We start from the raw sequence: 22,410 nt of genomic DNA on the forward strand, positions 1-22,410 counted from the left end.
CAAGGGCGCGCGATGAACTTCCTGCGGTTTTCTGATGTATGCGCCAGTGGCCAGGCCACGGGCAAGCGGGTGTTCATCCGCGCCGACCTGAACGTGCCGCTGACCCCGGACGGCCAGATCAGCGAAGACACGCGGGTGCGCGCCAGCATGCCGGCGGTGCGCATGGCGCTCGAGGCCGGCGCGGCGGTGATGGTGACCTCGCACCTCGGGCGCCCGAGCGAAGGCGTGTGGCGCCCCGTGGACTCGCTGGCCCCGGTGGCGGCGCGCATGGCCGAGCTGCTGGGCCGCCCGGTGCCCCTGGTCACCGATTGGGTCGATGGCGGCTTTGAAGTGCAGCCGGGCCAGGTGGTGCTGCTGGAAAACTGCCGCCTCAACCCCGGCGAGAAGAAAAACAGCCCGCAGCTGGCGGCCAAACTCGGGCGCCTGTGCGATATTTTCGTCCACGACGCCTTTGGCACCGCGCACCGCGCCGAAGCCAGCACCTACGGCATCGCCGAGACCGCGCCGCTGGCCTGCGCCGGCCCGCTGCTGGCGGCCGAAATGGACGCCATCGGCTTGGCGCTGGCCAACCCCAAGCGCCCGCTGCTGGCGATCGTGGCCGGCTCCAAGGTCAGCACCAAGCTCAGCATTTTGCAAAGCCTGTCCGACAAGGTCGATGGCCTGATCGTGGGCGGCGGCATCGCCAACACCTTCATGCTCGCCGCCGGGCTGCCGATCGGCCACAGCCTGGCCGAGCCCGACCTGGTGGAGCAAGCGCGCAGCGTGATGCAAGCCATGAAGGCGCGCGGGGCCGAGGTGCCCATCCCCACCGACGTGGTGGTGGCCAAGCGCTTTGCCGCCGACGCCGAGGCCTGCGTCAAAGCGGTGGCCGACGTGGCCGCCGACGACCTGATCTTGGACATCGGCCCCGAGACCGCCGCCCGGCTGGCGGCCATGCTCGAGCGCGCCGGCACCATCGTCTGGAACGGTCCGGTGGGCGTGTTCGAGTTCGACGCCTTCGCCCAAGGCACCGAGGCCATCGCGCGCGCCATCGCCGCCAGCCCGGCCTTCAGCATCGCCGGTGGCGGCGACACGCTGGCGGCCATCGCCAAATACGGCATCGAGTCGCAAGTCGGCTACATCTCCACCGGCGGCGGCGCCTTCCTTGAAGTGCTCGAGGGCAAAACGCTGCCGGCCTTCGAGGTGCTGGCGCGGCGTGCCTGAGAGGCTGCAAGCCTCTGCGAGCTTCCCCTTTTACACCCCCCCAGCCCCGAACCAGAGGATTTTCCATGGCCCTGATTTCATTGCGTCAACTGCTGGACCACGCCGCCGAACACGGCTACGGTCTGCCCGCCTTCAACGTCAACAACCTCGAGCAGGTGCAGGCCATCATGCAGGCCGCTGCCGCAGTCAACAGCCCGGTGATTCTGCAAGGCTCGGCCGGCGCGCGCTCCTACGCCGGCGAGCCCTTTTTGCGCCACCTGATCGCCGCCGCCATCGAGATGTACCCGCACATCCCGATCTGCATGCACCAAGACCACGGCGCCACGCCGGGCGTGTGCTTTCGCTCCATCCAGTCGGGCTTTAGCTCGGTGATGATGGACGGCAGCCTGCGCGAAGACGGCAAAACCCCGGCCAGCTACGAGTACAACGTCGAGGTCACGCGCAAAGTGGTCGAGCTCGCGCACGCCTGCGGCGTCTCGGTTGAGGGCGAGCTGGGCTGCTTGGGCTCGCTCGAAACCGGCAAAGCCGGCGAGGAAGACGGCCACGGCGCCGAGGGCGAGCTCGACCACTCGATGCTGCTCACCGACCCCGACGAAGCCGCCGACTTCGTGCAAAAAACCCAAGTCGATGCGCTGGCCATCGCCATCGGCACCAGCCACGGCGCCTACAAGTTCAGCAGCAAGCCCACCGGCAAGGTGCTGCGCATCGACCGCGTCAAAGCCATCCACCAGCGCATCCCCAACGTGCACTTGGTGATGCACGGCAGCTCGAGCGTGCCCGAAGACTGGCTGGCGGTCATCAACCAGCACGGCGGCGACATGGGTCAGACCTACGGCGTGCCGGTGGAAGAAATCGTCGAAGGCATCAAAAACGGCGTGCGCAAGGTCAATATCGACACCGATTTGCGCATGGCCAGCACCGGCGCCATCCGCCGCCACTTGGCCGCCGATCGCAAAAACTTCGACCCGCGCAAATTCCTCAAAGAAGCCACCAAAGCCATGCAAGCGATCTGCGAAGACCGCTACCGCGCCTTTGGCTCGGCCGGCATGGCGTCCAAAATCGGCGCCATCTACTCGCTGGAAGCGATGCAAAAGCGCTACGACAAAGGCGAGCTCAAGCCGCTGATCGGCTAAACACCGAAGCCCCCCAAGCAACCGACCCCCGCCCTCAAAGCGGGTTTTTTTATGCGCTGGCCGGAGCCTCTGCCACCTTGCGCGGCAGGATCTGGATGTCTTGCACGATCGCTTTGATGCGGTAGCCGCGCTCCATCAGAGCGTCGATGTCTTCGAGCACCCCGACCAAGCGCCGCTCCGACAGAATGATGATGGATCATCACATTGCTGTCGCTGGGCAGGGTGCCGGTGTTGAGCCCCGAGGTACCGGAGCCGGTGACCGTGGAGATGGTGTAGCCGCCGATGCCGCGCGGGGCCAAGGTTTCGATCGCCATGCGCTGCAAGGGCTTGGCGGCGATCAGGATGAGCATCTTTTTTTGTTCGAGTTGGCGTTTCATGGCGGGTCTCCAGAAAAAGGGGGGCAGATTGGGCCGATAGGGCAAAAGGGGCAGATCCAGCGCGCTGATGCGTCGATGCTCAAATAACCCGGTACAGCCAGAGCGCGTAGCTATAGTAGAGCGGCAAACCCAGCAGCAGGTTGAAGGGCAGCGTGATGCCCAACGACGAAGTCAGGTAGATGCCCGGGTTGGCCTCGGGCAGCGAGGCGCGGCAGGCCGCAGGCGCGTCGATGAACGAGGCGCTGGCGCACAGGGCGCCAAAGACGAAGGAGCCGCCCACGTCCAGCCCGATCAATTGCCCCAGCGTCACGCCGACGATGCCGTTGAGCACCGGCATCAGGGTGCCAAAACCGAGCATGAACCAGCCCACTTCGCGAAAGGCGCGGATGTGGCGCGCCGCCGTCATGCCCATCTCGAGCAAGACACGCGCCATGGCCACGCGCGCGATGAGCAGCGAGAAGATCACGGCAAACTCCATCAGCGCCACCATCGCCACCATGTAGCCGCCCGCCGGTGTGCCCATGGCGGTGGCTCAAGGTGAGCGAGGAGAAAAAGGTGGCGGTCGAGACCGAGCCGTAGTGCGCCGCCAGCGCCGCCGCGTTGCTGATGTCAAAGCGCCCCAGCAGCCGCGTCACCGAATAGACCAGCAGCGGGATGGCCACGACCATGAGCAGCGTCAGCCCGATCAGGGGCATGAGGCCGCCCAAGTCGGCCTGCGCCAGCCCGCGCCCGCCCTCGAGGCCGATGGAAAACAGCAGGTAGATCGCCAGCAGGCTGATGACGGCGGCGGGCAGCTCGAGCTCGCTGCGCAAAAAACCCGCAATCGCCCCCAGAATGAAGGCCAGAATGATAGGTTGAATCAGGTTGGCGATGAGTAAGTCGAAGCCAGGCATGGTGTCACTTTCAGTTGTTGCTCAGGGCAGTTGCGCATTAGACCGATGATGATGATTCAGGTAAAGTCATAAATAATTTATAGTCGAGTAAGGTGAAAATTAACCATGACCGCTGGCCCAAACTGAGCCGACGCAAAAGGCTGGGCTTAGAATGAGCGCCAGCCGCTGGGGCGCACGCAGGGCCAGTCTTGCGCGCCCACGCTCGCCTCGCCTTGTCAGACCACCTCGCCACGTTGGAGGCAACACACCTATGGCCCGCACCCCCTCGACCATGCGTGCGCTGGGCAGCGCCGCCCCCGATTTCTCTTTGCCCGAGCCGCTCAGCGCCCGGCTGGTGCAGCGGTCGGACTTCAGCGGCCAGCCGCTGCTGGTGCTGTACACCTGCAACCACTGCCCCTTCGTGCTGCACATCCTCGACGAGCTGGTGCGGCTGCTCAACCACTACCAAACCCAAGGCTTGGCGGTGGTGGCGATCAACGCCAACGACGTGACGCGCTACCCCGACGACGCGCCCGACCAAATGGCGCAACTGGCCCAGCGCAGCGGCTTTGCCTTTCCCTACCTCTACGATGAAACGCAGGCGGTGGCGCAGGCTTACCAAGCCGCCTGCACGCCCGACTTTTTCCTCTACGACGCGGCGCACCGGCTGGTCTATCGCGGTCAGTTCGACGACGCCCGCCCCGGCAATGGCGTGCCGGTGACGGGGCAGGATTTGCGCGCCGCCATCGAGGCCGTGCTGGCTGGGCGCGCCCCTGCGGCCGAGCAGCGTCCCAGTCTGGGCTGCAATATCAAGTGGAAGCCGGGCCACGAGCCACAATGAATTCGGGTCGCGCCTCGGGCAGCCTCAAGCTCAACGCCTTGCAAGGCACGCGCCTGCTCAGTCTGGCGCTGAATCTGCCCGGTCCAGCGGCCTTGCAGCGCCTGCATGCCATGGGGGCGCGCTGCACCCAGGTGCTGCCGCCCAGCGGCGACCCGATGGCGCAGTACAGCCCGCAGGCGCAGCAGCAGCTGTGCCGCGGCATCTGGCAGACCACGCTCGACCTCAAAAGCCCTGCCGGCCAGCGCCGCTTGCACGCCCTGCTGGGGCGCTCGGACGTGCTGCTGACATCTTTTAGGCCCGCAGCCTTGCGCCGCCTCGGCCTCGATGCCGAGTCTATGCAGGCGCGTTACCCCAAGCTGTGCACGGTGGCCATCGTCGGGGCAGCGGGTGCGCGCGCCGACGAGCCCGGCCACGACCTGAGCTACCAGGCCGAGGCCGGGCTGGTGCCGGGGCTCGAGATGCCCGTGAGCCTGCTGGCCGACATGGCCGGGGCCCTGCTGGCCAGCGAGGCGGTGCTGCAGGTGCTGGCACAGCGCCAGCGCAGCGGCAGCGGCAGCGGCGCGCACCGCGAAGTCTCGCTCACCGAGGCCGCGCACTGGCTGGCTTTGCCACGGCAATGGGGCCTTACGCCAGCCGGTGCCCTGCTGGGCGGTGGGCAGGCCACGTACCGCATTTACCCCTGCTTGGACGGCCGGGTGGCGCTGGCGGCGCTGGAGCCGCATTTCGCGGCCACCTTGGCGCGTTTGGTCGGCCTAGCCGATTTGGGCACGCCCGATGCGCCCGACTGGGGCAGCGCACAGGCGCACCGGGCGGTGGCCGCCTTCATGGCGCAGCGCAGCTGCGTGCAGCTGGAGCAGTTGGCCACGGCCCACGATCTGCCCCTGCACATTTTGACTGCCTGACACGCCCAGCCGTCGGCGCCATCTTGAGCTTGATGGCTAAATGGAAGCGGCCCGCTCTGGCAGCATCGACATGGCTTCGCGCCTACAATGCTTTGGCGCCGCCCACCCCAGCGGTCGACCCTTAGACCAGACGAAGGCCAGCACCATGTCCACCCATTCCGATGACCAACGCGCCGAATTGCGGCGCGCCGCGCTCAAGTACCACGAGTTCCCGACCCCGGGCAAGGTCGCGATACGCGCCACCAAGCAGCTCACCAACCAGCACGATCTGGCGCTGGCCTACTCGCCCGGGGTGGCGGCGCCGTGCGAAGAGATCGTCGCCGACCCGGTCAACGCCTACAAATACACCAGCCGCGGCAACCTGGTGGCTGTCATCACCAACGGCACGGCGGTGCTGGGGCTGGGCGACATCGGCCCACTGGCGGCCAAGCCGGTGATGGAAGGCAAGGGCGTGTTGTTCAAAAAGTTCGCCGACATCGACGTCTTCGACCTCGAAATCAACGAAAAAGACCCCGACCGCTTGGTCGAGATCATCGCCGCGCTCGAGCCCACCTTTGGCGGCATCAACCTCGAAGACATCAAGGCCCCGGACTGCTTCTACATTGAGCGCCGCCTGCGCGAGCGCATGCAGATCCCGGTGTTTCACGACGACCAGCACGGCACCGCGATCGTGGTCGGGGCCGCGCTGCTCAACGGCCTCAAAGTGGTGGGCAAGCGCATCGACCAGGTCAAGCTCGTGACCTCGGGCGCCGGGGCGGCGGCGCTGGCCTGCCTGGGGCTGCTGGTCAAGCTCGGGCTGCCGCGCAGCAACATCTGGGTCACCGACCTCGCCGGCGTCGTGCACCAAGGCCGCACCGAGCTCATGGACCCCGACAAGGTGCAGTTTGCGCAAGACACGCCGCTGCGCACGCTGGCGCAGGTGATCGATGGCGCCGACGTGTTTCTGGGCCTGTCGGCCGGGGGTGTGCTCAAGCCCGACATGGTGCGCTGCATGGCAGCGCGGCCGCTGATTTTTGCCTTGGCCAACCCCACGCCCGAAATCTTGCCCGACGAAGTGCACGCGGTGCGTGGCGACGCCATCATGGCCACCGGCCGCAGCGACTACCCGAATCAGGTCAACAACGTCCTGTGCTTCCCCTACATCTTTCGTGGGGCGCTCGATGCCGGGGCGCGCACCATCACCGATGAAATGGAAATCGCCGCCGTGCACGCCATCGCCGAGCTGGCCGAGGCCGAACAAAACGAGGTCGTGGCGGCGGCCTACGTGGGCGAGCAGCTGTCTTTTGGGCCGCAATACCTGATCCCCAAGCCTTTTGATCCGCGCCTGATGATCAAGATCGCGCCGGCGGTGGCCGAGGCGGCCGCGCGCTCGGGCGTGGCACAGCGCCCGATCGCCGACCTCGAGGCCTACCGCGAGAAGCTGCAGAGCTTCGTCTTTGCCTCCGGCACCATCATGAAGCCGGTCTATGCCATCGCCAAGCAGGCGCAGCACAAGCGCATCGCCTTTGCCGAGGGCGAAGAGGAGCGCGTGCTGCGCGCCTGCCAGATTCTGGTCGATGAGGGGCTGGCGCGCCCGACGCTGATCGGGCGCCCGGCGGTGATCGGGCAGCGCATCGAGCGCTTCGGGTTGCGCCTGCAAGTCGAGCGCGATTTCGATGTCGTGAACATCGAGCACGACGCACGCTACCGCGAGCTGTGGCAGGATTACCACCGCCTGCAAGAGCGCCGGGGCGTGACCGAGCAGATCGCCAAAATCGAGATGCGCCGCCGCCTGACCCTGATCGGCGCCATGCTGCTGCGCCGCGGCGACGCCGACGGCCTGATCTGTGGCACTTGGGGCACGCCGCAGATCCACCTCAACTACATCGATCAGGTGATCGGCAAGCGCCCCCACGCCAGCTGCTACGCGGCCATGAACGCGCTCATGCTGCCCGGGCGCCAGGTGTTCATGGTGGACACCCACATCAACTACGACCCGAGCGCCGAACAACTGGCCGAAATCACCCAGATGGCGGCGCGCAAAATACTGCGCTTTGGCGTCACGCCCAAGGCGGCGCTGCTGTCGCATTCCAACTTTGGTTCGTCGGATCAGCCCTCGGCGCTCAAGATGCGCCGCGTGCTGGAGCTGCTGCGCGAGCACGCGCCTTGGCTCGAGGTCGAGGGTGAAATGCACGGCGACGTGGCGCTCGACGCCGCGGCGCGGGCGCGCCTGATGCCGCGCAACACCCTCGAAGGCGAGGCCAACCTGCTGGTGCTGCCCAACGTGGATGCCGCCAACATCGCCTACAACCTGCTCAAGACCGCCGCCGGCGGTGGCATCGCCGTGGGGCCGATGCTGCTGGGGGTGGCCAAGCCGGTGCACGTGCTCACCGCCAGCGCCACGGTGCGGCGCATCGTCAACATGACGGCGCTGTGCGTGGCCGAGGCCAATGTGGGGCCGCGTGCCGTCGTCTCGGGCGCAGAACCGGAGTGATGCCGGTGCGCCGCAGCGGATTGGGCTTGCTTTTTTGGGGGGCTTGAGGCAAAATCGCCACTTCGTTTCACAGCTTGGGTGGGGTAGGCAGGTGCAGACCTTGCCCAAGCTGCCGGTTCATGTTTTTTGTTGCGCACAGCCCCCTGTCTCTAGCCACGTGTCGCTACGTCAGACGCAATGCCGCCTCGGGCTGTGGCTGGGTGTGCCATGGCGTGGCTTAGCAAGGCGTGAGGCCCAGCGCACACGAACAGTTGCCGGTTTCGATTTCCTCGATTTTTTACTATTTTTTTGGACTTGCGCCGAGATGGACAACCCCCTTCGTCACGTGCGAACCAACATCGTGCAGTCGATCCGTGCCCACACGGTCAAAGACTTGCAAGCCGCGGCCGAGCAACTCGGACACCGCTTTTTGTACGCCGACTTGGCCGCTGCCCTGACCAAGCAAGACGTGATCGACCTCGTCGGTCAGCACCCCAGCTTGCCGGCTCAGGCGACCAAAAACTTCGACGCCCTGCACGACAAGCTCACCGATGCCCTGCACAAGTCGGGCCCGCAAGCCGGCTTCATCGTCGTGCTCGAACACATCCCCACCGGGCCCAAGTTCGACAAAGAGGCGCGCGAGCAGCTGCTCGACATTTTCCGCGACGTGGCCGACTACTGGAGCGAGCGCAAGGTGGCGTTTCGCTGCTTTTACTCGTTCTCGGTGGCCCGTGCGCCCAAGGCGGCCGACCTGCAGGCCGGGGTAGAGCCGGTGCTCACCGACAAACTGGTCGATGTGAGCCCGCAGGCGCTGCGCATGAGCAGCCCCTTCAACGCCGGCTATTGGTTGTCGGCGGCTTAAGCGCCCAAGGTGGCGGCGGTGGCGGGGTGGGCCGCCGGGGTTGGCGTTGCACCGGTGCCCAGCGCCTGCGCCAGCGCCACGTATTCGGCCACCGGCACCTCTTCGGCCCGGCGCTGCACGTCAAAGCGCCCGCCGTAGCCCTGTTCCTCGAGCCAGCGCCCTAGGCTGTGGCGCAGCAGCTTGCGCCGTTGCGAAAACGCCACCCGCACCAGGTTTTCTAGTGTCGGCATGTGCAGCGCCGCCGGCTGCGCCCGCGGCACCATGCGCACCACCGCGCTGTCCACCCGCGGCGGCGGCGTAAAGCTGTGCGGTGGCACCTCCAGCACGTTGTCCATCGCGTAGCGCCATTGCAGCACCACGCTCAAGCGGCCGTAGTCGGCGCTGCACGGGGCGGCCACCATGCGCTCGATCACCTCTTTTTGCAGCATGAAGTGCTGGTCTTGCACCCACTGCGCCCAAGGCAGCAGGTGAAACAGAATCGGGCTCGAGAGGTTGTAGGGCAGGTTGCCGACGATGCGCAAGCGCGGCGCTGGAGCGGCCTCCGGTGCGTCCACAGCGCACGGCGCGGGGCCGGGCTCGGGTGTGGGGAATAGGGCGGCAAAATCGACCCGCAGCACGTCGGACTCGATCACCCGCAGTTGCGGGTGCGCGCGCAGGCGCTGCGCGAGGTCGCGGTCGAGCTCGATCACCGTCAGGCTGCCCAGGCGCTCGACCAGCGGTTGCGTCAGGGCCGCCAGGCCGGGCCCGATCTCCACCATGAGCTGGCCGGGGCGGGGCGCGATAGCGTCCACCAAAGCGCCGATGATCGCTGGGTCGGACAAAAAATGCTGGCCAAAGCGCTTGCGCGCCCGGTGGCCATCGAGCTTGGCCGATGGGCTGTGTGCGGGGTTGCGCGGCGACACCGGGGTTGCAGCCGCTTAGCGCTCGGTGAGCCGCAGCTCGACGAAAGCGCGGCTGCGCAGTTCGCGCGCCCACTCTTCGTAGGCCTGATCGCTGCGCTGCTCGCGCAACCGCGCGCGCACCCAGTTGCGCCGCTCCAGCGCCGTGGTCTCGACCTCGCGCCGCTGCACCACCTCGATCAGGTGCAGGCCAAAGCGCGAGCGCAGCGGTTGCGACACCTCGCCCGGTGCCAGCCGGTTCATGACTTGCTCAAATTCGGTCACGAACTGTCCTTGGCTGGCCCAGCCCAAGTCGCCGCCCTCGGAGGCCGAGCCGTCGGCGCTGTGCTCGCGCGCCAGCTCCTCGAAGCGCGCCGTGCCGGCCACCAAGCGCGCGCGCCATTCGTTGAGGCGCTGTACGGCAGCGGCTTCTTCGGCGGCGTTGGTCGGGCGCAGCAGAATGTGGCGGGCGCGGGTTTGCACCTGGTGCGTGGGCGGCAGGTTGAGGTTGCGCTGCTCGAGCACCTGCAGCACGTGAAAGCCGGCGCCGCTGCGCAGCGGCCCCACCACGGCGCCGCGCGGCTGGCCCAGCACCGCTTCCACGAACAGCGTGGGGTAGCGGTCGGCGCTGCGCAAGCCCATCTGGCCGCCCATGGCGCGCTCGGGGCCTTCGGAATACTGGCGCGCCAGCGCGGCGAAGTCGGCGCCGGCGCGGGCGCGCTGCGCCAAACCGGTGGCCAGCGCTTGGCGCTCGGCCACCGTGGCCGCGTCGGCGCCCTCGGGCACGGCGATGGCGATTTGGGCAAGGTGCAGGGCCGTCTGGGCCAAGGCCACCGCACCGCCGTGCTGGCGCAGGTAGGCGTCGATCTCGAGTTCGCTGATGCGCACCCGCGCCGCCACTTCGCGCTCGCGCACGCGCAGCAGCAGCAGCTCGTTTTCTAGGTTGGCCCTAAAGCCGCTCAGGCTCAGGCCATCGGCTTGCAGGCGCTGGTGCAGTTGTGCCACGGTCACACCGTTTTGGCGCGCCACCGTGGCTTCGGCTTCGGCCAAGGCGGCGGCGTCGATGCGCATGCCCGTCTGGCGCGCCCATTGGATCTGGGTGCGCTCGACGATCAGCAGCTCCAGCACCTGGGCCTCGAGTTGCGCCGGGGGCGGCAAGTTGGCCGCTTGGGTGGCCTGCACCCGTTCGATGCGCTGGCGCAGCTCGCGCTCGGTGATCGGCTCCGAGTTGACCAAGGCCACGATGCGGTTGAGCTCGCGCGCCGGCGCGGCGGCGGGCAGCGGCGCTGGGCGGGGGGCAGTGGGTGCGGCTTGCGGGGCGGAAACGGGGGCGGCTTGCAACGCCGGGGCGGCTTGGGCCGGCCTTTGCAGTTGGGCGTGGGCGGGCGACCAGAGGCAGGCCAACGTGGCCCAGAGCAACAGGGCCAAGGGAGCGGGGCGGGCCCGGCGGCTGGAGGGGTGTTTATTCATGGCGCTGAAAGCGGCTGGGCGGGTTGATCTCTTCACGCAGGAACTGGTAGCGCGGGATGTGGTCGCGCAGCACCTGCAAGGGGTTGGAGCCAAGGCGCGAAAAGCCAGCAAACTCGAGCTGGAACAGGATGCGCTGGTTGGCCTGGGTGCGGCTTTGTTGCAGCCGCTCGACCACGATGCGGGCGATCCAGCACCCAGCATCGTACTCGAAACCAGCGATCAGATCCACGATGCGGCGCTCGGTGAAGCTGTAATTGACGCGCCCCACGCTGAACCAGTGCCCCGGCCCCAAGCCGCGCCCTGGCCCCAGCGCAGCCACCGAGGGGCCGCGCAGCAGATCGCTCAGCGGCCACTGCCAGCCAAAGTCGATCTGCTCGCTGGTGTCGCGCTGCAAGCGGTAGGCGACGTTGAAAACGCGGAAATCGCCCGGGCTGTAGCGCGCGGCCAAGGTGGTGCGCTCGGTCTGGCCCAGTTCGGGGTTGTATTGCAGCGTGCCGTTGAAGGCCCACTGCGGGCTCCAGTTAAGGTTGGCAGCGAACAGCACATCGCTCAGCTCCTCGCGTATGGCTTGCTGCCCGGGCAGCACCACCTCTTGGTCGCGCAGCCGCAGCCGCTGCGCCACGCTCAAGTTGGCCCATTCGGCCCCGGTGGCCGGGTCGAGCAGGCGCGTGGTGGCCCCCAGGGTGACGGCGCTCAGATCGGCGATGCGGTCGTGGCCGCCAAAGGGGTTGGCAGAAAAAATCGAGTTCAGGTTGAAGTCGAAGGCCGAGCTGTCATAGACCGGCAGATAGCCTTGGCGGCGGTACGGGGTGTGCGCCACAAACAGGCGCGGCTCCAGCGTTTGCAGCACCGCGCGACCAAAATAGACCGCGTCGCGCTCCAGCACCAAGCCGGTATCGACAGAGACCGTGGGCACCAGCACGCTCGGGTTGCGTTCGCGTGCCCCCAGCGGCCCCACGGCCTGTTCGAGCTGATATTGTCGAGCGTGCAGCTGCAAAGCCGGGCGCAGGTAGGCGCCGGGGGTCTGCCAGGTTTTGTCCACGTTGAGCACGCCCAGCCAGCGCGTGCCGTTGACGTCGGTGCGCTGGTTGAAGGCGCCGATCAGCGGCTGGCGGTCGGTGCGAAACTGCGTCACGTCGGTCAGCAGCGACACGCTCCAACCCGCGCTCCCGGCCCAGCCAAAGGGGCCGCTGCGGTAGCTGGCCGACAGCGAAGGCAGGCGGTCGTAGGGGGCTTCGATGGGGGCGTCGCGGTCTTGCAGCGTCTGCCAGGTGTAGGCGCCAGCGCGCAAGGCCCAGTTGCCGCGGTTGGCAAGCAGTTCGATGTCGTTGCGCAGCAGGCGCGAGGTGAGCGAGGTGCCGGTGCGCGGGAAGTCGCGCCAGTAGTTGTCGTCGCTGACGCGGTTCAGGTCCAGCCGCAGGCTGGGCGCGCCGAGCCCGCCCAAGGCAGGCAGCGCGTGCTGGTGCTGCAGCGACACACCCCAGCGGTCGGCGTCGCGCAGGCGGTCGTCGGGCATGAAGGCGGCGCGCACCTGGCCGGCGTAGCGCGGCTCAAGGTAGCGAAACTCGCCCGCCCAATCGATGCCGCGCTCGCTCATCAGGGTCGGAAACAGGGTGGCGTCGCGGTTCGGAGCCAGGTTGAAGTAGTAGGGCAGGGTGAGCTCGAGGCCGCTGATGTTGTCAAGGTTGAAAGTCGGGGCCAGAAAGCCCGATTTGCGCCGGTCCGAGAGCGGAAAACTGATCCACGGCGCGGCCAGAATCGGCAGACCTTTGAAATTGAGCACCGCGCCGGTGGCGGTGCCGGTATCGGTCTGCTGGTCGAACACGATCCGGTTGGCGCTCAGGTACCAGTCGGGCTCCCAGCTGCCGTCGCGCGGGCGCGGGCAGGTGCTGTAGCGCACCTGGTGCGCCGCGGTGCGACCCGGCCCCTCAAAGTCCACCCGGCTCGCTTCTCCGTAGCCGCCGTGGCGCAAAAGGCTAAATTTAGGCGATTCGAACTGGCCTTGGCGCGTGTCGAGTTGCAGCGTCAGCGCCGGGCCCTCGAACACATCGCCTAGGCGGTTGATGCGCACCTGCCCTTGGGCATGGGCGGTGCCGGTGGCCGCCTCGTAGCGCAGGGTGTCGGCGCGCAGCACGAGGTCGTGGCGGCGCAACTCGGCTTGGCCCTCGAGCTGCACCTCGTGCCCGGCTTGCCCGCTCATGCGCTCTGCCGACAGCAGCAGCGCCGCTTCGGATAAGGCCGCAGCGGGCAGCGCCTCTTGCAAGCGTTCGCTCAGCGTCAATGCAACGGCGCCAGCGCCGGCTGCGCTGGGTTTGGGCGCAGCAGGCGCCAGAGCAGCCGCAGCTGGCGTGGCTGCGGCGGCCTGCGCCGCCTGTGCGTGCGCTTGCGCCAGCAGCGCCGGTGCGCAGCAGGCCAGCAGGCTGGCGCGCGCCAGCGCGCTCAAGCGCAGCCGCACCGAAGCGGGCGCGGCGCGCTGGACGGGGCTGCCTGGAGTCAGAAGTTGTGCGGAGCGCGGCAACAAGGGCATGAGGTGCAAAACGATCGGGGGGCGATCAGGTGGCGTGGCCACCGAGCCAAGCAGCCAGCCAGCACGGCCAAAGGCACGGTCCATGCGGCTGCGTAGAATCAGCGGCCATTATCCACCAGCGCTGCGCCCGACCGCTCCACCCATGAACCCTGCCGACCCGATTGCGCCCGAGCCCATCACCTGGAGCGACCCGGCGCGTGCGGCCGCCTTTGAGGCCTGGCTGGCCGAGCAAGCGCCGGCGCACGCCTTGGTGCCCGCCAGCTTGCGCTTGGCCTCGGCCGACGCCAGCTTCAGGCGCTACCTGCGCCTCGACCGCCTGCAGGGGGGCAGCTGCATCGTCATGGACGCGCCGCCCGAGCGCGAAGACTGCCGGCCCTTCGTGCAGGTGGCGGCCTTGCTGCGCCAAGCCGGGGTGCGCGTGCCCGAGGTACTGGCGTGGCAGCCCGAGCAGGGCTTCATGCTGCTGAGCGACCTGGGCGCGCAGACCTTGCTCGAGGTGCTGGACCCGGCCCAGCCCGACGCCGCCTTGCCCTACTTCAAAGACGCGCTCGCCGCCTTGCTGGCCTGGCAGCAAGCCAGCCAGCCGGGGCTGCTGCCGGCCTACGACGCTGCCTTGCTGCGGCGCGAGCTGCAGCTGTTCCCCGATTGGTATCTGGGGCGCCACAAGGCGTTCGAACTGAGCGCGGCGCAGCAGGCCAGCTTGCAGCACAGCTTCGATCTGATCGTGCAGCGCAACCTCGCGGCCCCGCTGGGCTTTGTGCACCGCGACTTCATGCCGCGCAACCTCATGCTGCCCCACGGCGGTTTCGAGCCCAGCCAAGCGCAGCGCCGCTTGGGCGTGCTCGACTTCCAGGACGCCGTCTATGGCCCGCTGACCTACGACATCGCCAGCCTGATGCGCGACGCCTTTTTGAGCTGGGACGAAGAAGTGGTGCTCGACGTGACGGTGCGCTACTGGGAGCAGGCGCGCCGCGCCGGGCTGCTCGACTTCGACGGCTGGAGCAGCGACTTCGGCGCTTTTTACCGCGCGGTGGATTGGATGGCGCTGCAGCGGCACCTGAAGGTAGCGGGCATTTTTGCGCGCCTCACCTTGCGCGACGGCAAAGCCAAGTACCTGGCCGACGCCCCGCGCTTCATCCACTACATCCGCTCCACGGCGCTGCGCTACCGCGAGCTCACGCCGCTGCTGCGCCTGATCGACGAGGTCGAAGGCTGGCAAGGGGCCAGCGGTTTTGCCTACGGCCGCGTCTGAAGGCGCTCGGCCCCAGTCCTAGCTCCAGTCCTAGCCCCGCCATGCCGCGCATCCACCACCCCGAGCCGCTGCACCCGGGCCAGACGCTGGAGCTGGGTGCCGCCGCCACGCGCCACGTGCAGGTGCTGCGCCTGCAGCCGGGCGCTGCGCTCACCCTCTTTGGCGGCTGCGCGCACGGCAGCGAGGCCGTGGCCGAGGTGCTGCAGATGGGACGCAACCGGGTGCAGGTGCAGGTGCATGCGCTGCGCCCCGGCGCACCCGCGCCGCTGCGGCCGGTGCACCTGGCCATCGGCATGCCAGCCAACGAGCGCATGGACTGGCTGGTGGAAAAGGCCACCGAGCTCGGTGTGGCCAGCATCCAGCCGCTGCACACCGAGCGCAGCGTGCTGCGCCTGCAAGGCGAGCGCGCCGCCAAAAAAGTGGCGCACTGGCAGGCGGTGGCAGTGAGCGCCTGCGAGCAGTGCGGCGCCAACCACGTGCCGCCCATCCTCCCGGTGCAAGCCCTGCTGCCGTGGATGCAGGCCTTGGGGGCCTTGGATGGCGCTGTGGGTGCCGAGTCCGACGCGGCGGCACCGTGGCGCGCCGTGTTGTCGCTGGCCTCTGGCAGCCAGCCTTGGCCGGCCGCGCTGGCGCAGGTGCAGCCGCGCACGCGGCCGCTGTGTCTGGTGCTGGGGCCCGAAGGGGGGCTGGCGGCGGCCGAGGAGCAGGCTCTGCGGGCCCACGTCTTTGCCCCGGTCAGCCTGGGGCCGCGGGTGCTGCGCAGCGAAACCGCGGCCTTGGCGGCGCTGGCCTTGGCGTTGGCCTGAACACGGGCCTACTCGCTGGCTAAGCCCGGCCTAGGTGGCCCAATCACGGACCCGCTGGGCCGGGTCGGCCGATAGGGGGGGCTTATTGCCAGCGCAGCGGCTCCAGCGTCACCGTGGCGCTGGGGCTCGAGAGCGTCAGCGCCCCATCGTGCAGCGTGGCTTGCAAGGCCATGCTGCGTTCAGCCAAGGCGGCCAGCGCCTGCATCTCGGTGCTGGGCAGGCGCCAAACCTGCAGTTTGTCCAGCCGCGCCAGCGCGCCCTGTGCCCCCTGCCACCAGACCTCGGCCGCCGGCCCATAGGCATAGACGCGCACCGCATCGGCTTGGCTGCAGGCCTTGGACAGGGGTTTGGCCTCGGGTTGCCCCACCTCCACCCACAGCCGCTTGCGGCCGGTGAAGTCTGTCAAATGCACGTCTGGGTCTTGCGGGTCGGATAAACCGGCGCCAAAGGCCAGCGTGGCGTCGCCGCCGCACCAGTCCTTGATCAGGTGCGCGTTGAGCACCAGCGCCACCAGCCGCGCCATCAGGCGCGCATCGGTCTCGCTCGGGTGCCGGGCCAGCGTCAGGGCGTGGTCGGCGTAGTAGCCGTGGTCGATGTCGGCGATGTGCAGGCTGGCTTTGAAGACGGTCGATTTGAGTGCCATGGGTTCGGGCTTTATACCGGCTGGTGTATATTTCTTCTGTCTAGAGGCGGCCGCCCGTGCGTTCGTTCAAGGCGGCCGCCCTCAGGCGCATAGTCCAGCGCAGGTTCGTGCGGATCGATTATCGGGCCACAACGCGCAACGCAGGGCGCACCCTGCGCCCGCGCGCTTGCGCGCTTGCGCGCTTGCGCAAGTTGAGGCTGCATCGGCACAGCGCCCGCGCAAAAAGGGCTGAAAATGCCTGTAAGCTACGGTCAAGCGCGGATAGTCAAATTGAGTTGCAGGAGTTGCATATGTACATTGGTGTTCCGGCCGAAAGCGCGGCAGGCGAAACGCGGGTCGCTGCCACGCCCGAAACGGTCAAAAAACTGGTGGCGCAGGGTCATAGCGTGCGCGTGCAAAGCGGCGCCGGCGTGGCTGCTAGCGCCCCCGACGCCGCCTACCAAGCGGTCGGGGCCGAAGTGGTAGCTGCTGCCAGCGCCCTCGGGGCCGAGCTGGTGCTCAAGGTGCGCGCGCCCAGCGCGCCCGAGCTGGCCCACATGCGCCCCGGCGCTACCTTGGTCGGCATGCTCAACCCCTTCGATGCCGCCGGCTTGGCGGCGCTGGCGCAGGCCGGCCTGACCAGCTTCGCCCTCGAGGCCGCGCCGCGCACCACGCGCGCCCAGAGCCTCGACGTGCTCTCGAGCCAAGCCAACATCGCCGGCTACAAGGCCGTGATGCTGGCCGCCAACCAGTACCAGCGCCTGTTCCCCATGCTCATGACGGCGGCTGGCACCATCAAGGCCGCGCGGCTGGTGGTGCTCGGGGTCGGGGTGGCCGGCTTGCAGGCCATCGCCACCGCCAAGCGCATGGGCGCGGTGATCGAAGCCTCCGATGTGCGCCCGAGCGTGAAGGAGCAGGTCGAATCGCTGGGCGCCAAGTTCATCGATGTGCCCTACGAGACTGCGGAAGAAAAAGAAGCCGCCGAAGGCGTGGGCGGCTACGCCCGGCCGATGCCCCCGAGCTGGCTCGAGCGCCAAAAGATCGAGGTCGCCAAGCGCGTGGCGCAGGCCGACGTGGTGATTTCCACCGCCCTGATCCCTGGCCGCGCCGCCCCCACCCTGATCACCGAAGACATGGTGCGCAGCATGAAGCCGGGCTCGGTGATCGTCGATCTGGCCGCCGGCAAAGGCCCCGACGGCGTGGGCGGCAACTGCCCCCTGACCGAAGCCGAGCGCACGGTGCAAAAGCACGGCGTGTTCCTGATCGGCGAAACCAACCTGCCCGCGCTGGTGGCCGCCGACAGCTCGGCGCTGTACGCGCGCAACGTGCTCGACTTCCTCAAACTGGTGCTGCCCAAAGACGCCAGCGCGGTGCAAGTGCCGCTGGACGACGACATCGTCGCCGCCTGCCTGATGACGCATCAGGGCGAAGTGCGGCGCAAGCCCTAAGGCCGCTGCGCCCCACCACACCCCACCCCCAACGAGGAACCCGCGCCATGGAAGCCATCTCACCCATCGTTTTTAACTTCATCATCTTCGTGCTGGCGATCTACGTCGGCTACCACGTGATCTGGAACGTCACGCCGGCGCTGCACACGCCGCTCATCGCCCTGACCAACGCGATCTCGGCCATCATCATCGTCGGCGCCATGCTGGCTGCTGCCCTGACCGAAACCACGCTGGGCAAAACCATGGGCGTGCTGGCGGTGGTGCTGGCCTCGGTCAACGTCTTTGGCGGCTTTCTGGTCACGCGCCGCATGCTCGAGATGTTCAAGAAAAAAGAGCGCAAATCTGCTGCTGAAGGGGCTGCCAAATGAGCATGGATCTGGTCGTTTTGTTGTACTTGGTGGCTTCGGTCTGCCTGATCCAAGCCCTCAAGGGCCTGAGCCACCCAACGTCGGCCCTGCGCGGCAGCGTGTTTGGCATGACCGGCATGGGCATCGCCATCCTCACCACCTTTGGCTTGATTTTCACCATGGCGCAGCACCTAGGGGTGAACGCCACCCAAGGCGTGGTGTGGATTTTGCTCGGCATGGTGGTCGGTGGCGGCTTTGGCACCTATCTGGCCAAACGGGTCGAAATGACCAAGATGCCCGAGTTGGTGGCCTTCATGCACAGCATGGTCGGGCTGGCGGCGGTGTTCATCGCCATCGCCGCCGTGGCCGAGCCTTGGGCCTTTGGCATCGCCGAGCGCGGCGAGGCCATTCCCCTGGGCAACAAGATCGAGCTCTTTTTGGGCTCAGCCATCGGTGCCATCACCTTCAGCGGTTCGGTGATCGCTTACGGCAAGCTCAGCGGCAAATACAAATTCCGCCTGTTTCAGGGCGCGCCGGTGGTGTTTGCCGGCCAGCACAAGCTCAACCTCGTGCTCGGGCTGGTGATCATCGCCCTGGGCGCCTATTTTGCCGCCACCGGCAACTGGACCGCGTTCATCGTGCTCACGGCGCTGGCCTTCGTCATCGGGGTGCTGATCATCATCCCCATTGGCGGCGCCGACATGCCGGTGGTGGTCTCCATGCTCAACAGCTACTCGGGCTGGGCGGCGGCGGGCATCGGTTTTGGCCTCAACAACAGCATGTTGATCATCGCCGGCTCGTTGGTGGGCAGCTCGGGCGCGATCCTGAGCTACATCATGTGCAAGGCCATGAACCGCAGCTTCTTTAGCGTCATTCTGGGTGGCTTCGGCGGCGAAGAGGGCGTAGTGGCCGCCGGTGCCGCGCAGCGCAGCGTCAAGAGCGGCAGCGCCGACGACGCCGCCTTCATCTTGGGCAACGCCGAGACCGTGATCATCGTCCCCGGCTACGGGCTGGCGGTGGCGCGGGCGCAGCACGCGGTCAAAGAGCTGGCGCACAAGCTGGCCGACAAAGGCATCACGGTCAAGTACGCCATCCACCCTGTGGCCGGCCGCATGCCGGGCCACATGAACGTGCTGCTGGCCGAGGCCGAAGTGCCCTACGACCAAGTATTCGAGATGGAGGACATCAACAGCGAGTTCGGCCAGGCCGACGTAGCCATCATCTTGGGCGCCAACGACGTGGTGAACCCGGCGGCGCTGCAAAAAGGCAGCGCCATCTACGGCATGCCGATCCTCGAGGCCTACAAGGCCAAGACCGTGATCGTCAACAAGCGCTCCATGGCCGCAGGCTACGCCGGCCTCGACAACGACCTGTTCTACATGGACAAAACCATGATGGTGTTTGGCGACGCGAAAAAGGTGGTCGAAGACATGGTCAAGGCCATCGAATAAAGGAAGCCACACCATGCACAAAATCCTCGCCGCCGCGCTGCTCGCTGCAGGCGTTTCTCTGGCCCAAGCCCAGTTCACCGGCCCCAGCGTGAGCGTCAGCGCCAGCACGGTGCTGCAAGCGCAACAGGTGCGGCTGGGCAGCTATGTCACCCTCAGCGGCCACATCGTGGCGCACCAGCGCGAGCAGTACTACCTGTTCCGCGACGCCAGCGGCGAGATGCGGGTCGAGATCGAGTCTGCCCTCTGGCAAGGCCGCCGCGTCAGCCCCGAAACCCGGGTGCAGCTGCACGGCGAGATCGACCAAGGGCTGCGCGGGCGCTACATGTGGGTCAAGTCGATCCAGATCGTCAACTAAAGCGCCAGCACCCGGTGCCAGTCGGGCGGTGGTTTAGCGCCGATCGAGGTGTTCCGGTCGCGCCACGATGTCGCGCTTGGACACATCGACCTTCCAGTAGGTGTAGGTGTCGCCGTCGGTATCGACCAGTTTGATGTCGAAGATCGGGCTGCGGTAGCCGTTGAGCGTGACGCGCTGGGTCGCATCCCGGGCCAGCACCTTGTTGCCCAGCACGTCTGCTTCCCAGCTGCTCGAATCGGCTGGGCTGATGTAGATGTGCGTGATCACGAACCCGGTGCGGTTGGTGATGTCCACGTAGTAGCTCTGCGCCCACGCGCCGGCGGCAAACCAGAGCGAGGCCAGCAGCAGAAGCCAAAACCGGATGTGTTTGTGCATGAAAGTACTCCTAGATTTAAGGTCAACCTAAAAATGTCGGCACGGGTCTTGCAAGGCCGCAGAAGCCTGAAAGGTTCCACGTACGGCCCTCGCTCCGACGCCTGCAGTCTAAAGCAAATGATTGTTTTGGTAAAGTGACAGTGTCTGTTTGTCTAGACCCGCCCAGCGGGTTAGCGCAGCCCACCATTGGCCCCTTGGCCCAGCCCTTACACTGCGTGAGTTCAATTTTGGGAGCCCCAAGCCATGCCCGAACCGCTGTTGATCGCGCGCAACGCCACCACCGAATGCCAGCTGCTGCCCGGGCTGGCGAACCGCCACGGCCTCATCACCGGGGCCACCGGCACCGGCAAAACCGTGACCTTGCAGACCATGGCCGAGCGTTTCTCGGGCTTGGGGGTGCCGGTGTTCATGGCCGACGTCAAGGGCGACCTGAGCGGCATCAGCCAGCGCGGCCAGATCGGCCCCAAGCTGGCGCAGGTGCTGGCTGATCGCGACTTGGCTGCGCCCGAGCCGCTGGCTTGCCCGACCACGCTCTGGGATGTGTTTGGCGAGCAGGGGCACCCGGTGCGCGCCACCGTGTCGGACATGGGGCCGCTGCTGCTGGCGCGCATGCTCGACCTCAACGACACCCAGGCCGGCGTGCTCAACCTGGTGTTCAAAATCGCTGACGACCAAGGCCTGCTGCTGCTCGACCTCAAAGACTTGCGCGCCATGCTGCAGCACCTGGGCGACAACGCGCGCCAATACACCACCGAATACGGCAACATCAGCGCCGCCAGCGTTGGCGCGATCCAGCGCGGTCTGCTGCAGATCGAGAGCCAGGGCGGCGAGCAGTTCTTTGGCGAGCCCATGCTCGACCTGAACGACTTCATGCAAACCGTGGGCGGGCAGGGCGTGGTCAACATTTTGGCCGCCGATCGGCTGTTGAACGCGCCACGCCTCTACGCCACCTTTTTGCTCTGGATGCTGTCCGAGTTGTTCGAGCAACTGCCCGAGATCGGCGACCCCGAAAAGCCCAAGCTGGTGTTCTTTTTTGACGAGGCGCACCTGTTGTTCAAAGACGCGCCCAAGGTGCTGGTCGAGCGCATCGAGCTGGTGGTGCGGCTGGTGCGCTCCAAGGGCGTGGGGGTGTATTTCGTCACGCAAAACCCGCTCGACATCCCCGATGCGGTGCTGGGCCAGTTGGGCAACCGCATCCAACACGCGCTGCGCGCTTTCACCCCGCGCGACCAAAAAGCGGTGCGCGCCACGGCGCAGACCATGCGCCCCAAGGCCGGGCTCGACATCGAGGCTGCCATCACCGAACTGGCGCTGGGCGAGGCGCTGGTGAGCCTGCTCGACGCCAAGGGCCGGCCGCACGAGACCGCGCGCGCCTACGTGCTGCCACCGGGCAGCCAGCTCGGCCCGATCACGCCGGCGCAGCGCCAGACGCTAATGCAGCAGTCGCTGGTGGCCGGGGTCTATGAGCAGGTGCTGGACCGTGAAAGCGCCTACGAGCTGTTGCGCCAGCACGCCGAAGCTGCGCTGGCCAATGAGCCCGCAGTCGGCACGCGAGGCCAGGCTGCCAGCACAGGGGCACGCGCACCAGCCAGCGCAGCCGGCTCGGGCGGCATGGCAGGCATGCTGCAAGATGCCTTGCTCGGGCGCACCGGGCCACGCGGCGGTCAGACCCACGGTCTGCTGCAAACCATGGCCCAGACGGCAGCGCGCGCTGCCGCCAGCCACGTCGGGCGCCAACTGGTGCGCGGCGTGCTGGGCAGCCTGCTGGGGGGTGGGCGCAGGCGTTAAAAGGGTGATGGGCGCTCCGTGCGCCCCTCAGTGCACCGCCACCGGAGTTTGCGCCAGCGTGGCGTAGCCTTCCAGCGTGTCTTCCACTTCCTCTTGGGTCGGGGTGTTGCGCTGCCAGGCGTGGATCTGCTGCTGGAACAGTTCGGCCCAAGAGCCGTCCAGATAGACCTCTTTGCCCGAGCGCTTGTCCACGATCTCGAAGCCGTGCCGGGGCATTTGGTGCGCGGCCGTGTCGGGCGCGGATGTCGCAACCAAGCCTTCAATGCCGAGCTGCGCCACGCCGGGCAACCCCGCCGGCAGGGACGGGGCTTGCGCCAAGATGTGGACCACCACGAAGGTGTCGGAGTCGTAGAGCGTGTGCATGGTCGTACTGTGCGCTGAAACGGAAAACCTTGCAAGGGCTTGGGCTGCGGTGGCCGCCGCGAGGTGCATGGTCTTTAGATGGGGCG

At 67.3% G+C, this 22,410-nt stretch carries 20 protein-coding genes and 2 pseudogenes; 13 read left to right on the forward strand and 9 right to left on the reverse strand.

Annotated elements, in window-relative coordinates:
* Positions 1 to 12: 12 nt before the first annotated feature.
* Together ACVMK0_RS11485 and fba are read left to right on the forward strand one after the other, a co-directional pair.
* On the forward strand, positions 13 to 1,203 hold the full coding sequence (locus ACVMK0_RS11485) for a phosphoglycerate kinase (protein WP_476463865.1): 1,191 nt from the start codon (positions 13 to 15) through the stop codon (positions 1,201 to 1,203).
* Between the two features lie 65 nt (positions 1,204 to 1,268).
* Positions 1,269 to 2,336 (forward strand): class II fructose-bisphosphate aldolase, encoded by a 1,068-nt coding sequence (fba, locus tag ACVMK0_RS11490; protein WP_476463866.1) that lies wholly within the window; start codon positions 1,269 to 1,271, stop codon positions 2,334 to 2,336.
* Here fba and ACVMK0_RS11495 read toward each other — a convergent pair.
* From ACVMK0_RS11495 to ACVMK0_RS11505, 3 genes and pseudogenes are all read right to left on the reverse strand, one after another.
* Positions 2,333 to 2,713 (reverse strand): hypothetical protein, encoded by a 381-nt coding sequence (locus ACVMK0_RS11495; protein ID WP_476463867.1) that lies wholly within the window; start codon positions 2,711 to 2,713, stop codon positions 2,333 to 2,335. The two genes, fba and ACVMK0_RS11495, sit on opposite strands and share 4 nt — an antisense overlap.
* Before the next feature lie 79 nt (positions 2,714 to 2,792).
* Positions 2,793 to 3,236 (reverse strand): sodium-dependent bicarbonate transport family permease, encoded by a 444-nt coding sequence (locus ACVMK0_RS11500; protein ID WP_476463868.1) that lies wholly within the window; start codon positions 3,234 to 3,236, stop codon positions 2,793 to 2,795.
* 61 nt (positions 3,237 to 3,297) lie between these two features.
* Positions 3,298 to 3,606: pseudogene (locus ACVMK0_RS11505) on the reverse strand (sodium-dependent bicarbonate transport family permease); the annotation flags it as partial.
* Between the two features lie 250 nt (positions 3,607 to 3,856).
* Here ACVMK0_RS11505 and ACVMK0_RS11510 point away from each other — a divergent pair.
* From ACVMK0_RS11510 to ACVMK0_RS11525, 4 genes and pseudogenes are all read left to right on the forward strand, one after another.
* Positions 3,857 to 4,426 (forward strand): thioredoxin family protein, encoded by a 570-nt coding sequence (locus tag ACVMK0_RS11510; RefSeq protein ID WP_476463869.1) that lies wholly within the window; start codon positions 3,857 to 3,859, stop codon positions 4,424 to 4,426.
* The gene (locus ACVMK0_RS11515; protein WP_476463870.1) at positions 4,423 to 5,328 is read left to right on the forward strand and encodes a CoA transferase; all 906 of its coding nucleotides are present in this window, start codon (positions 4,423 to 4,425) and stop codon (positions 5,326 to 5,328) included. Before ACVMK0_RS11510 ends, ACVMK0_RS11515 begins: the two co-directional genes overlap by 4 nt.
* 145 nt (positions 5,329 to 5,473) lie before the next feature.
* Positions 5,474 to 7,801 (forward strand): NADP-dependent malic enzyme, encoded by a 2,328-nt coding sequence (locus ACVMK0_RS11520; protein ID WP_476463871.1) that lies wholly within the window; start codon positions 5,474 to 5,476, stop codon positions 7,799 to 7,801.
* Positions 7,802 to 8,105: 304 nt separating this feature from the next.
* Positions 8,106 to 8,501, forward strand: a pseudogene (locus tag ACVMK0_RS11525) (barstar family protein); the annotation flags it as partial.
* A gap of 137 nt (positions 8,502 to 8,638) precedes the next feature.
* Here the strand turns inward: ACVMK0_RS11525 and rsmA are convergent.
* Genes rsmA through ACVMK0_RS11540 form a run of 3 tightly spaced genes read right to left on the reverse strand, consistent with a single transcriptional unit; the run spans position 8,639 to position 13,601 of the window.
* Positions 8,639 to 9,544: a 16S rRNA (adenine(1518)-N(6)/adenine(1519)-N(6))-dimethyltransferase RsmA gene (gene rsmA, locus ACVMK0_RS11530; RefSeq protein ID WP_476463872.1), complete on the reverse strand. Its 906-nt coding sequence runs from the start codon at positions 9,542 to 9,544 to the stop codon at positions 8,639 to 8,641.
* Positions 9,545 to 9,559: 15 nt separating this feature from the next.
* A complete protein-coding gene (locus ACVMK0_RS11535) occupies positions 9,560 to 10,990 on the reverse strand; it encodes a peptidylprolyl isomerase (RefSeq protein WP_045537201.1) in 1,431 nt (476 codons plus the stop codon).
* Positions 10,983 to 13,601, reverse strand: a complete 2,619-nt coding sequence (locus ACVMK0_RS11540; protein ID WP_476463873.1) for an LPS-assembly protein LptD — start codon at positions 13,599 to 13,601, stop codon at positions 10,983 to 10,985. Before ACVMK0_RS11540 ends, ACVMK0_RS11535 begins: the two co-directional genes overlap by 8 nt.
* 58 nt (positions 13,602 to 13,659) lie before the next feature.
* Here ACVMK0_RS11540 and ACVMK0_RS11545 point away from each other — a divergent pair, with 58 nt between their 5' ends.
* Entirely contained in the window at positions 13,660 to 14,769 is a 1,110-nt protein-coding gene (locus ACVMK0_RS11545) for an aminoglycoside phosphotransferase family protein (protein ID WP_045537202.1), read from the forward strand.
* A 41-nt stretch (positions 14,770 to 14,810) separates the two neighbouring features.
* Complete coding sequence (locus ACVMK0_RS11550; RefSeq protein ID WP_476463874.1) at positions 14,811 to 15,575, forward strand: 16S rRNA (uracil(1498)-N(3))-methyltransferase; 765 nt, start codon at positions 14,811 to 14,813, stop codon at positions 15,573 to 15,575.
* 82 nt (positions 15,576 to 15,657) lie between these two features.
* Here ACVMK0_RS11550 and ACVMK0_RS11555 read toward each other — a convergent pair whose 3' ends face one another.
* The gene (locus ACVMK0_RS11555; protein WP_476463875.1) at positions 15,658 to 16,218 is read right to left on the reverse strand and encodes a YaeQ family protein; all 561 of its coding nucleotides are present in this window, start codon (positions 16,216 to 16,218) and stop codon (positions 15,658 to 15,660) included.
* A gap of 290 nt (positions 16,219 to 16,508) precedes the next feature.
* On the opposite strand from ACVMK0_RS11555, the gene ACVMK0_RS11560 reads away from it, so the two are divergent.
* Genes ACVMK0_RS11560 through ACVMK0_RS11575 form a run of 4 tightly spaced genes read left to right on the forward strand, consistent with a single transcriptional unit; the run spans position 16,509 to position 19,798 of the window.
* Positions 16,509 to 17,645: a Re/Si-specific NAD(P)(+) transhydrogenase subunit alpha gene (locus ACVMK0_RS11560; protein WP_476463876.1), complete on the forward strand. Its 1,137-nt coding sequence runs from the start codon at positions 16,509 to 16,511 to the stop codon at positions 17,643 to 17,645.
* Between the two features lie 47 nt (positions 17,646 to 17,692).
* A complete protein-coding gene (locus tag ACVMK0_RS11565) occupies positions 17,693 to 18,013 on the forward strand; it encodes an NAD(P) transhydrogenase subunit alpha part 2 (RefSeq protein ID WP_476463877.1) in 321 nt (106 codons plus the stop codon).
* Positions 18,010 to 19,443 (forward strand): NAD(P)(+) transhydrogenase (Re/Si-specific) subunit beta, encoded by a 1,434-nt coding sequence (locus ACVMK0_RS11570; protein ID WP_045537207.1) that lies wholly within the window; start codon positions 18,010 to 18,012, stop codon positions 19,441 to 19,443. The genes ACVMK0_RS11565 and ACVMK0_RS11570 overlap by 4 nt, the downstream gene beginning before the upstream one ends.
* Before the next feature lie 13 nt (positions 19,444 to 19,456).
* Positions 19,457 to 19,798 carry a YgiW/YdeI family stress tolerance OB fold protein gene (locus tag ACVMK0_RS11575; RefSeq protein WP_045537210.1) on the forward strand — a complete coding sequence of 114 codons (342 nt, stop codon included), beginning with the start codon at positions 19,457 to 19,459 and terminating at the stop codon, positions 19,796 to 19,798.
* Between the two features lie 33 nt (positions 19,799 to 19,831).
* Here ACVMK0_RS11575 and ACVMK0_RS11580 read toward each other — a convergent pair whose 3' ends face one another.
* Positions 19,832 to 20,173: a hypothetical protein gene (locus tag ACVMK0_RS11580; protein WP_045537211.1), complete on the reverse strand. Its 342-nt coding sequence runs from the start codon at positions 20,171 to 20,173 to the stop codon at positions 19,832 to 19,834.
* Positions 20,174 to 20,416: 243 nt separating this feature from the next.
* Here ACVMK0_RS11580 and ACVMK0_RS11585 point away from each other — a divergent pair, with 243 nt between their 5' ends.
* Complete coding sequence (locus tag ACVMK0_RS11585; protein ID WP_045537213.1) at positions 20,417 to 21,961, forward strand: helicase HerA-like domain-containing protein; 1,545 nt, start codon at positions 20,417 to 20,419, stop codon at positions 21,959 to 21,961.
* A gap of 27 nt (positions 21,962 to 21,988) precedes the next feature.
* Here ACVMK0_RS11585 and ACVMK0_RS11590 read toward each other — a convergent pair whose 3' ends face one another.
* Positions 21,989 to 22,324: a BTH_I0359 family protein gene (locus ACVMK0_RS11590; RefSeq protein WP_045537215.1), complete on the reverse strand. Its 336-nt coding sequence runs from the start codon at positions 22,322 to 22,324 to the stop codon at positions 21,989 to 21,991.
* Positions 22,325 to 22,410: the final 86 nt, after the last annotated feature.

The organism is Serpentinimonas sp. SSL01 (genome assembly GCF_056323735.1).

Bases quoted from the DNA above. Each gene is read 5' to 3' on its own strand.
- ACVMK0_RS11485 (WP_476463865.1), top strand. From the start codon at position 13: ATGAACTTCCTGCGGTTTTCTGATGTATGCGCCAGTGGCCAGGCCACG.
- fba (WP_476463866.1), top strand. From the start codon at position 1,269: ATGGCCCTGATTTCATTGCGTCAACTGCTGGACCACGCCGCCGAACAC.
- ACVMK0_RS11495 (WP_476463867.1), bottom strand. From the start codon at position 2,713: ATGAAACGCCAACTCGAACAAAAAAAGATGCTCATCCTGATCGCCGCC.
- ACVMK0_RS11500 (WP_476463868.1), bottom strand. From the start codon at position 3,236: ATGGGCACACCGGCGGGCGGCTACATGGTGGCGATGGTGGCGCTGATG.
- ACVMK0_RS11510 (WP_476463869.1), top strand. From the start codon at position 3,857: ATGGCCCGCACCCCCTCGACCATGCGTGCGCTGGGCAGCGCCGCCCCC.
- ACVMK0_RS11515 (WP_476463870.1), top strand. From the start codon at position 4,423: ATGAATTCGGGTCGCGCCTCGGGCAGCCTCAAGCTCAACGCCTTGCAA.
- ACVMK0_RS11520 (WP_476463871.1), top strand. From the start codon at position 5,474: ATGTCCACCCATTCCGATGACCAACGCGCCGAATTGCGGCGCGCCGCG.
- ACVMK0_RS11535 (WP_045537201.1), bottom strand. From the start codon at position 10,990: ATGAATAAACACCCCTCCAGCCGCCGGGCCCGCCCCGCTCCCTTGGCC.
- ACVMK0_RS11540 (WP_476463873.1), bottom strand. From the start codon at position 13,601: ATGGACCGTGCCTTTGGCCGTGCTGGCTGGCTGCTTGGCTCGGTGGCC.
- ACVMK0_RS11545 (WP_045537202.1), top strand. From the start codon at position 13,660: ATGAACCCTGCCGACCCGATTGCGCCCGAGCCCATCACCTGGAGCGAC.
- ACVMK0_RS11550 (WP_476463874.1), top strand. From the start codon at position 14,811: ATGCCGCGCATCCACCACCCCGAGCCGCTGCACCCGGGCCAGACGCTG.
- ACVMK0_RS11555 (WP_476463875.1), bottom strand. From the start codon at position 16,218: ATGGCACTCAAATCGACCGTCTTCAAAGCCAGCCTGCACATCGCCGAC.
- ACVMK0_RS11560 (WP_476463876.1), top strand. From the start codon at position 16,509: ATGTACATTGGTGTTCCGGCCGAAAGCGCGGCAGGCGAAACGCGGGTC.
- ACVMK0_RS11565 (WP_476463877.1), top strand. From the start codon at position 17,693: ATGGAAGCCATCTCACCCATCGTTTTTAACTTCATCATCTTCGTGCTG.
- ACVMK0_RS11570 (WP_045537207.1), top strand. From the start codon at position 18,010: ATGAGCATGGATCTGGTCGTTTTGTTGTACTTGGTGGCTTCGGTCTGC.
- ACVMK0_RS11575 (WP_045537210.1), top strand. From the start codon at position 19,457: ATGCACAAAATCCTCGCCGCCGCGCTGCTCGCTGCAGGCGTTTCTCTG.
- ACVMK0_RS11580 (WP_045537211.1), bottom strand. From the start codon at position 20,173: ATGCACAAACACATCCGGTTTTGGCTTCTGCTGCTGGCCTCGCTCTGG.
- ACVMK0_RS11585 (WP_045537213.1), top strand. From the start codon at position 20,417: ATGCCCGAACCGCTGTTGATCGCGCGCAACGCCACCACCGAATGCCAG.
- ACVMK0_RS11590 (WP_045537215.1), bottom strand. From the start codon at position 22,324: ATGCACACGCTCTACGACTCCGACACCTTCGTGGTGGTCCACATCTTG.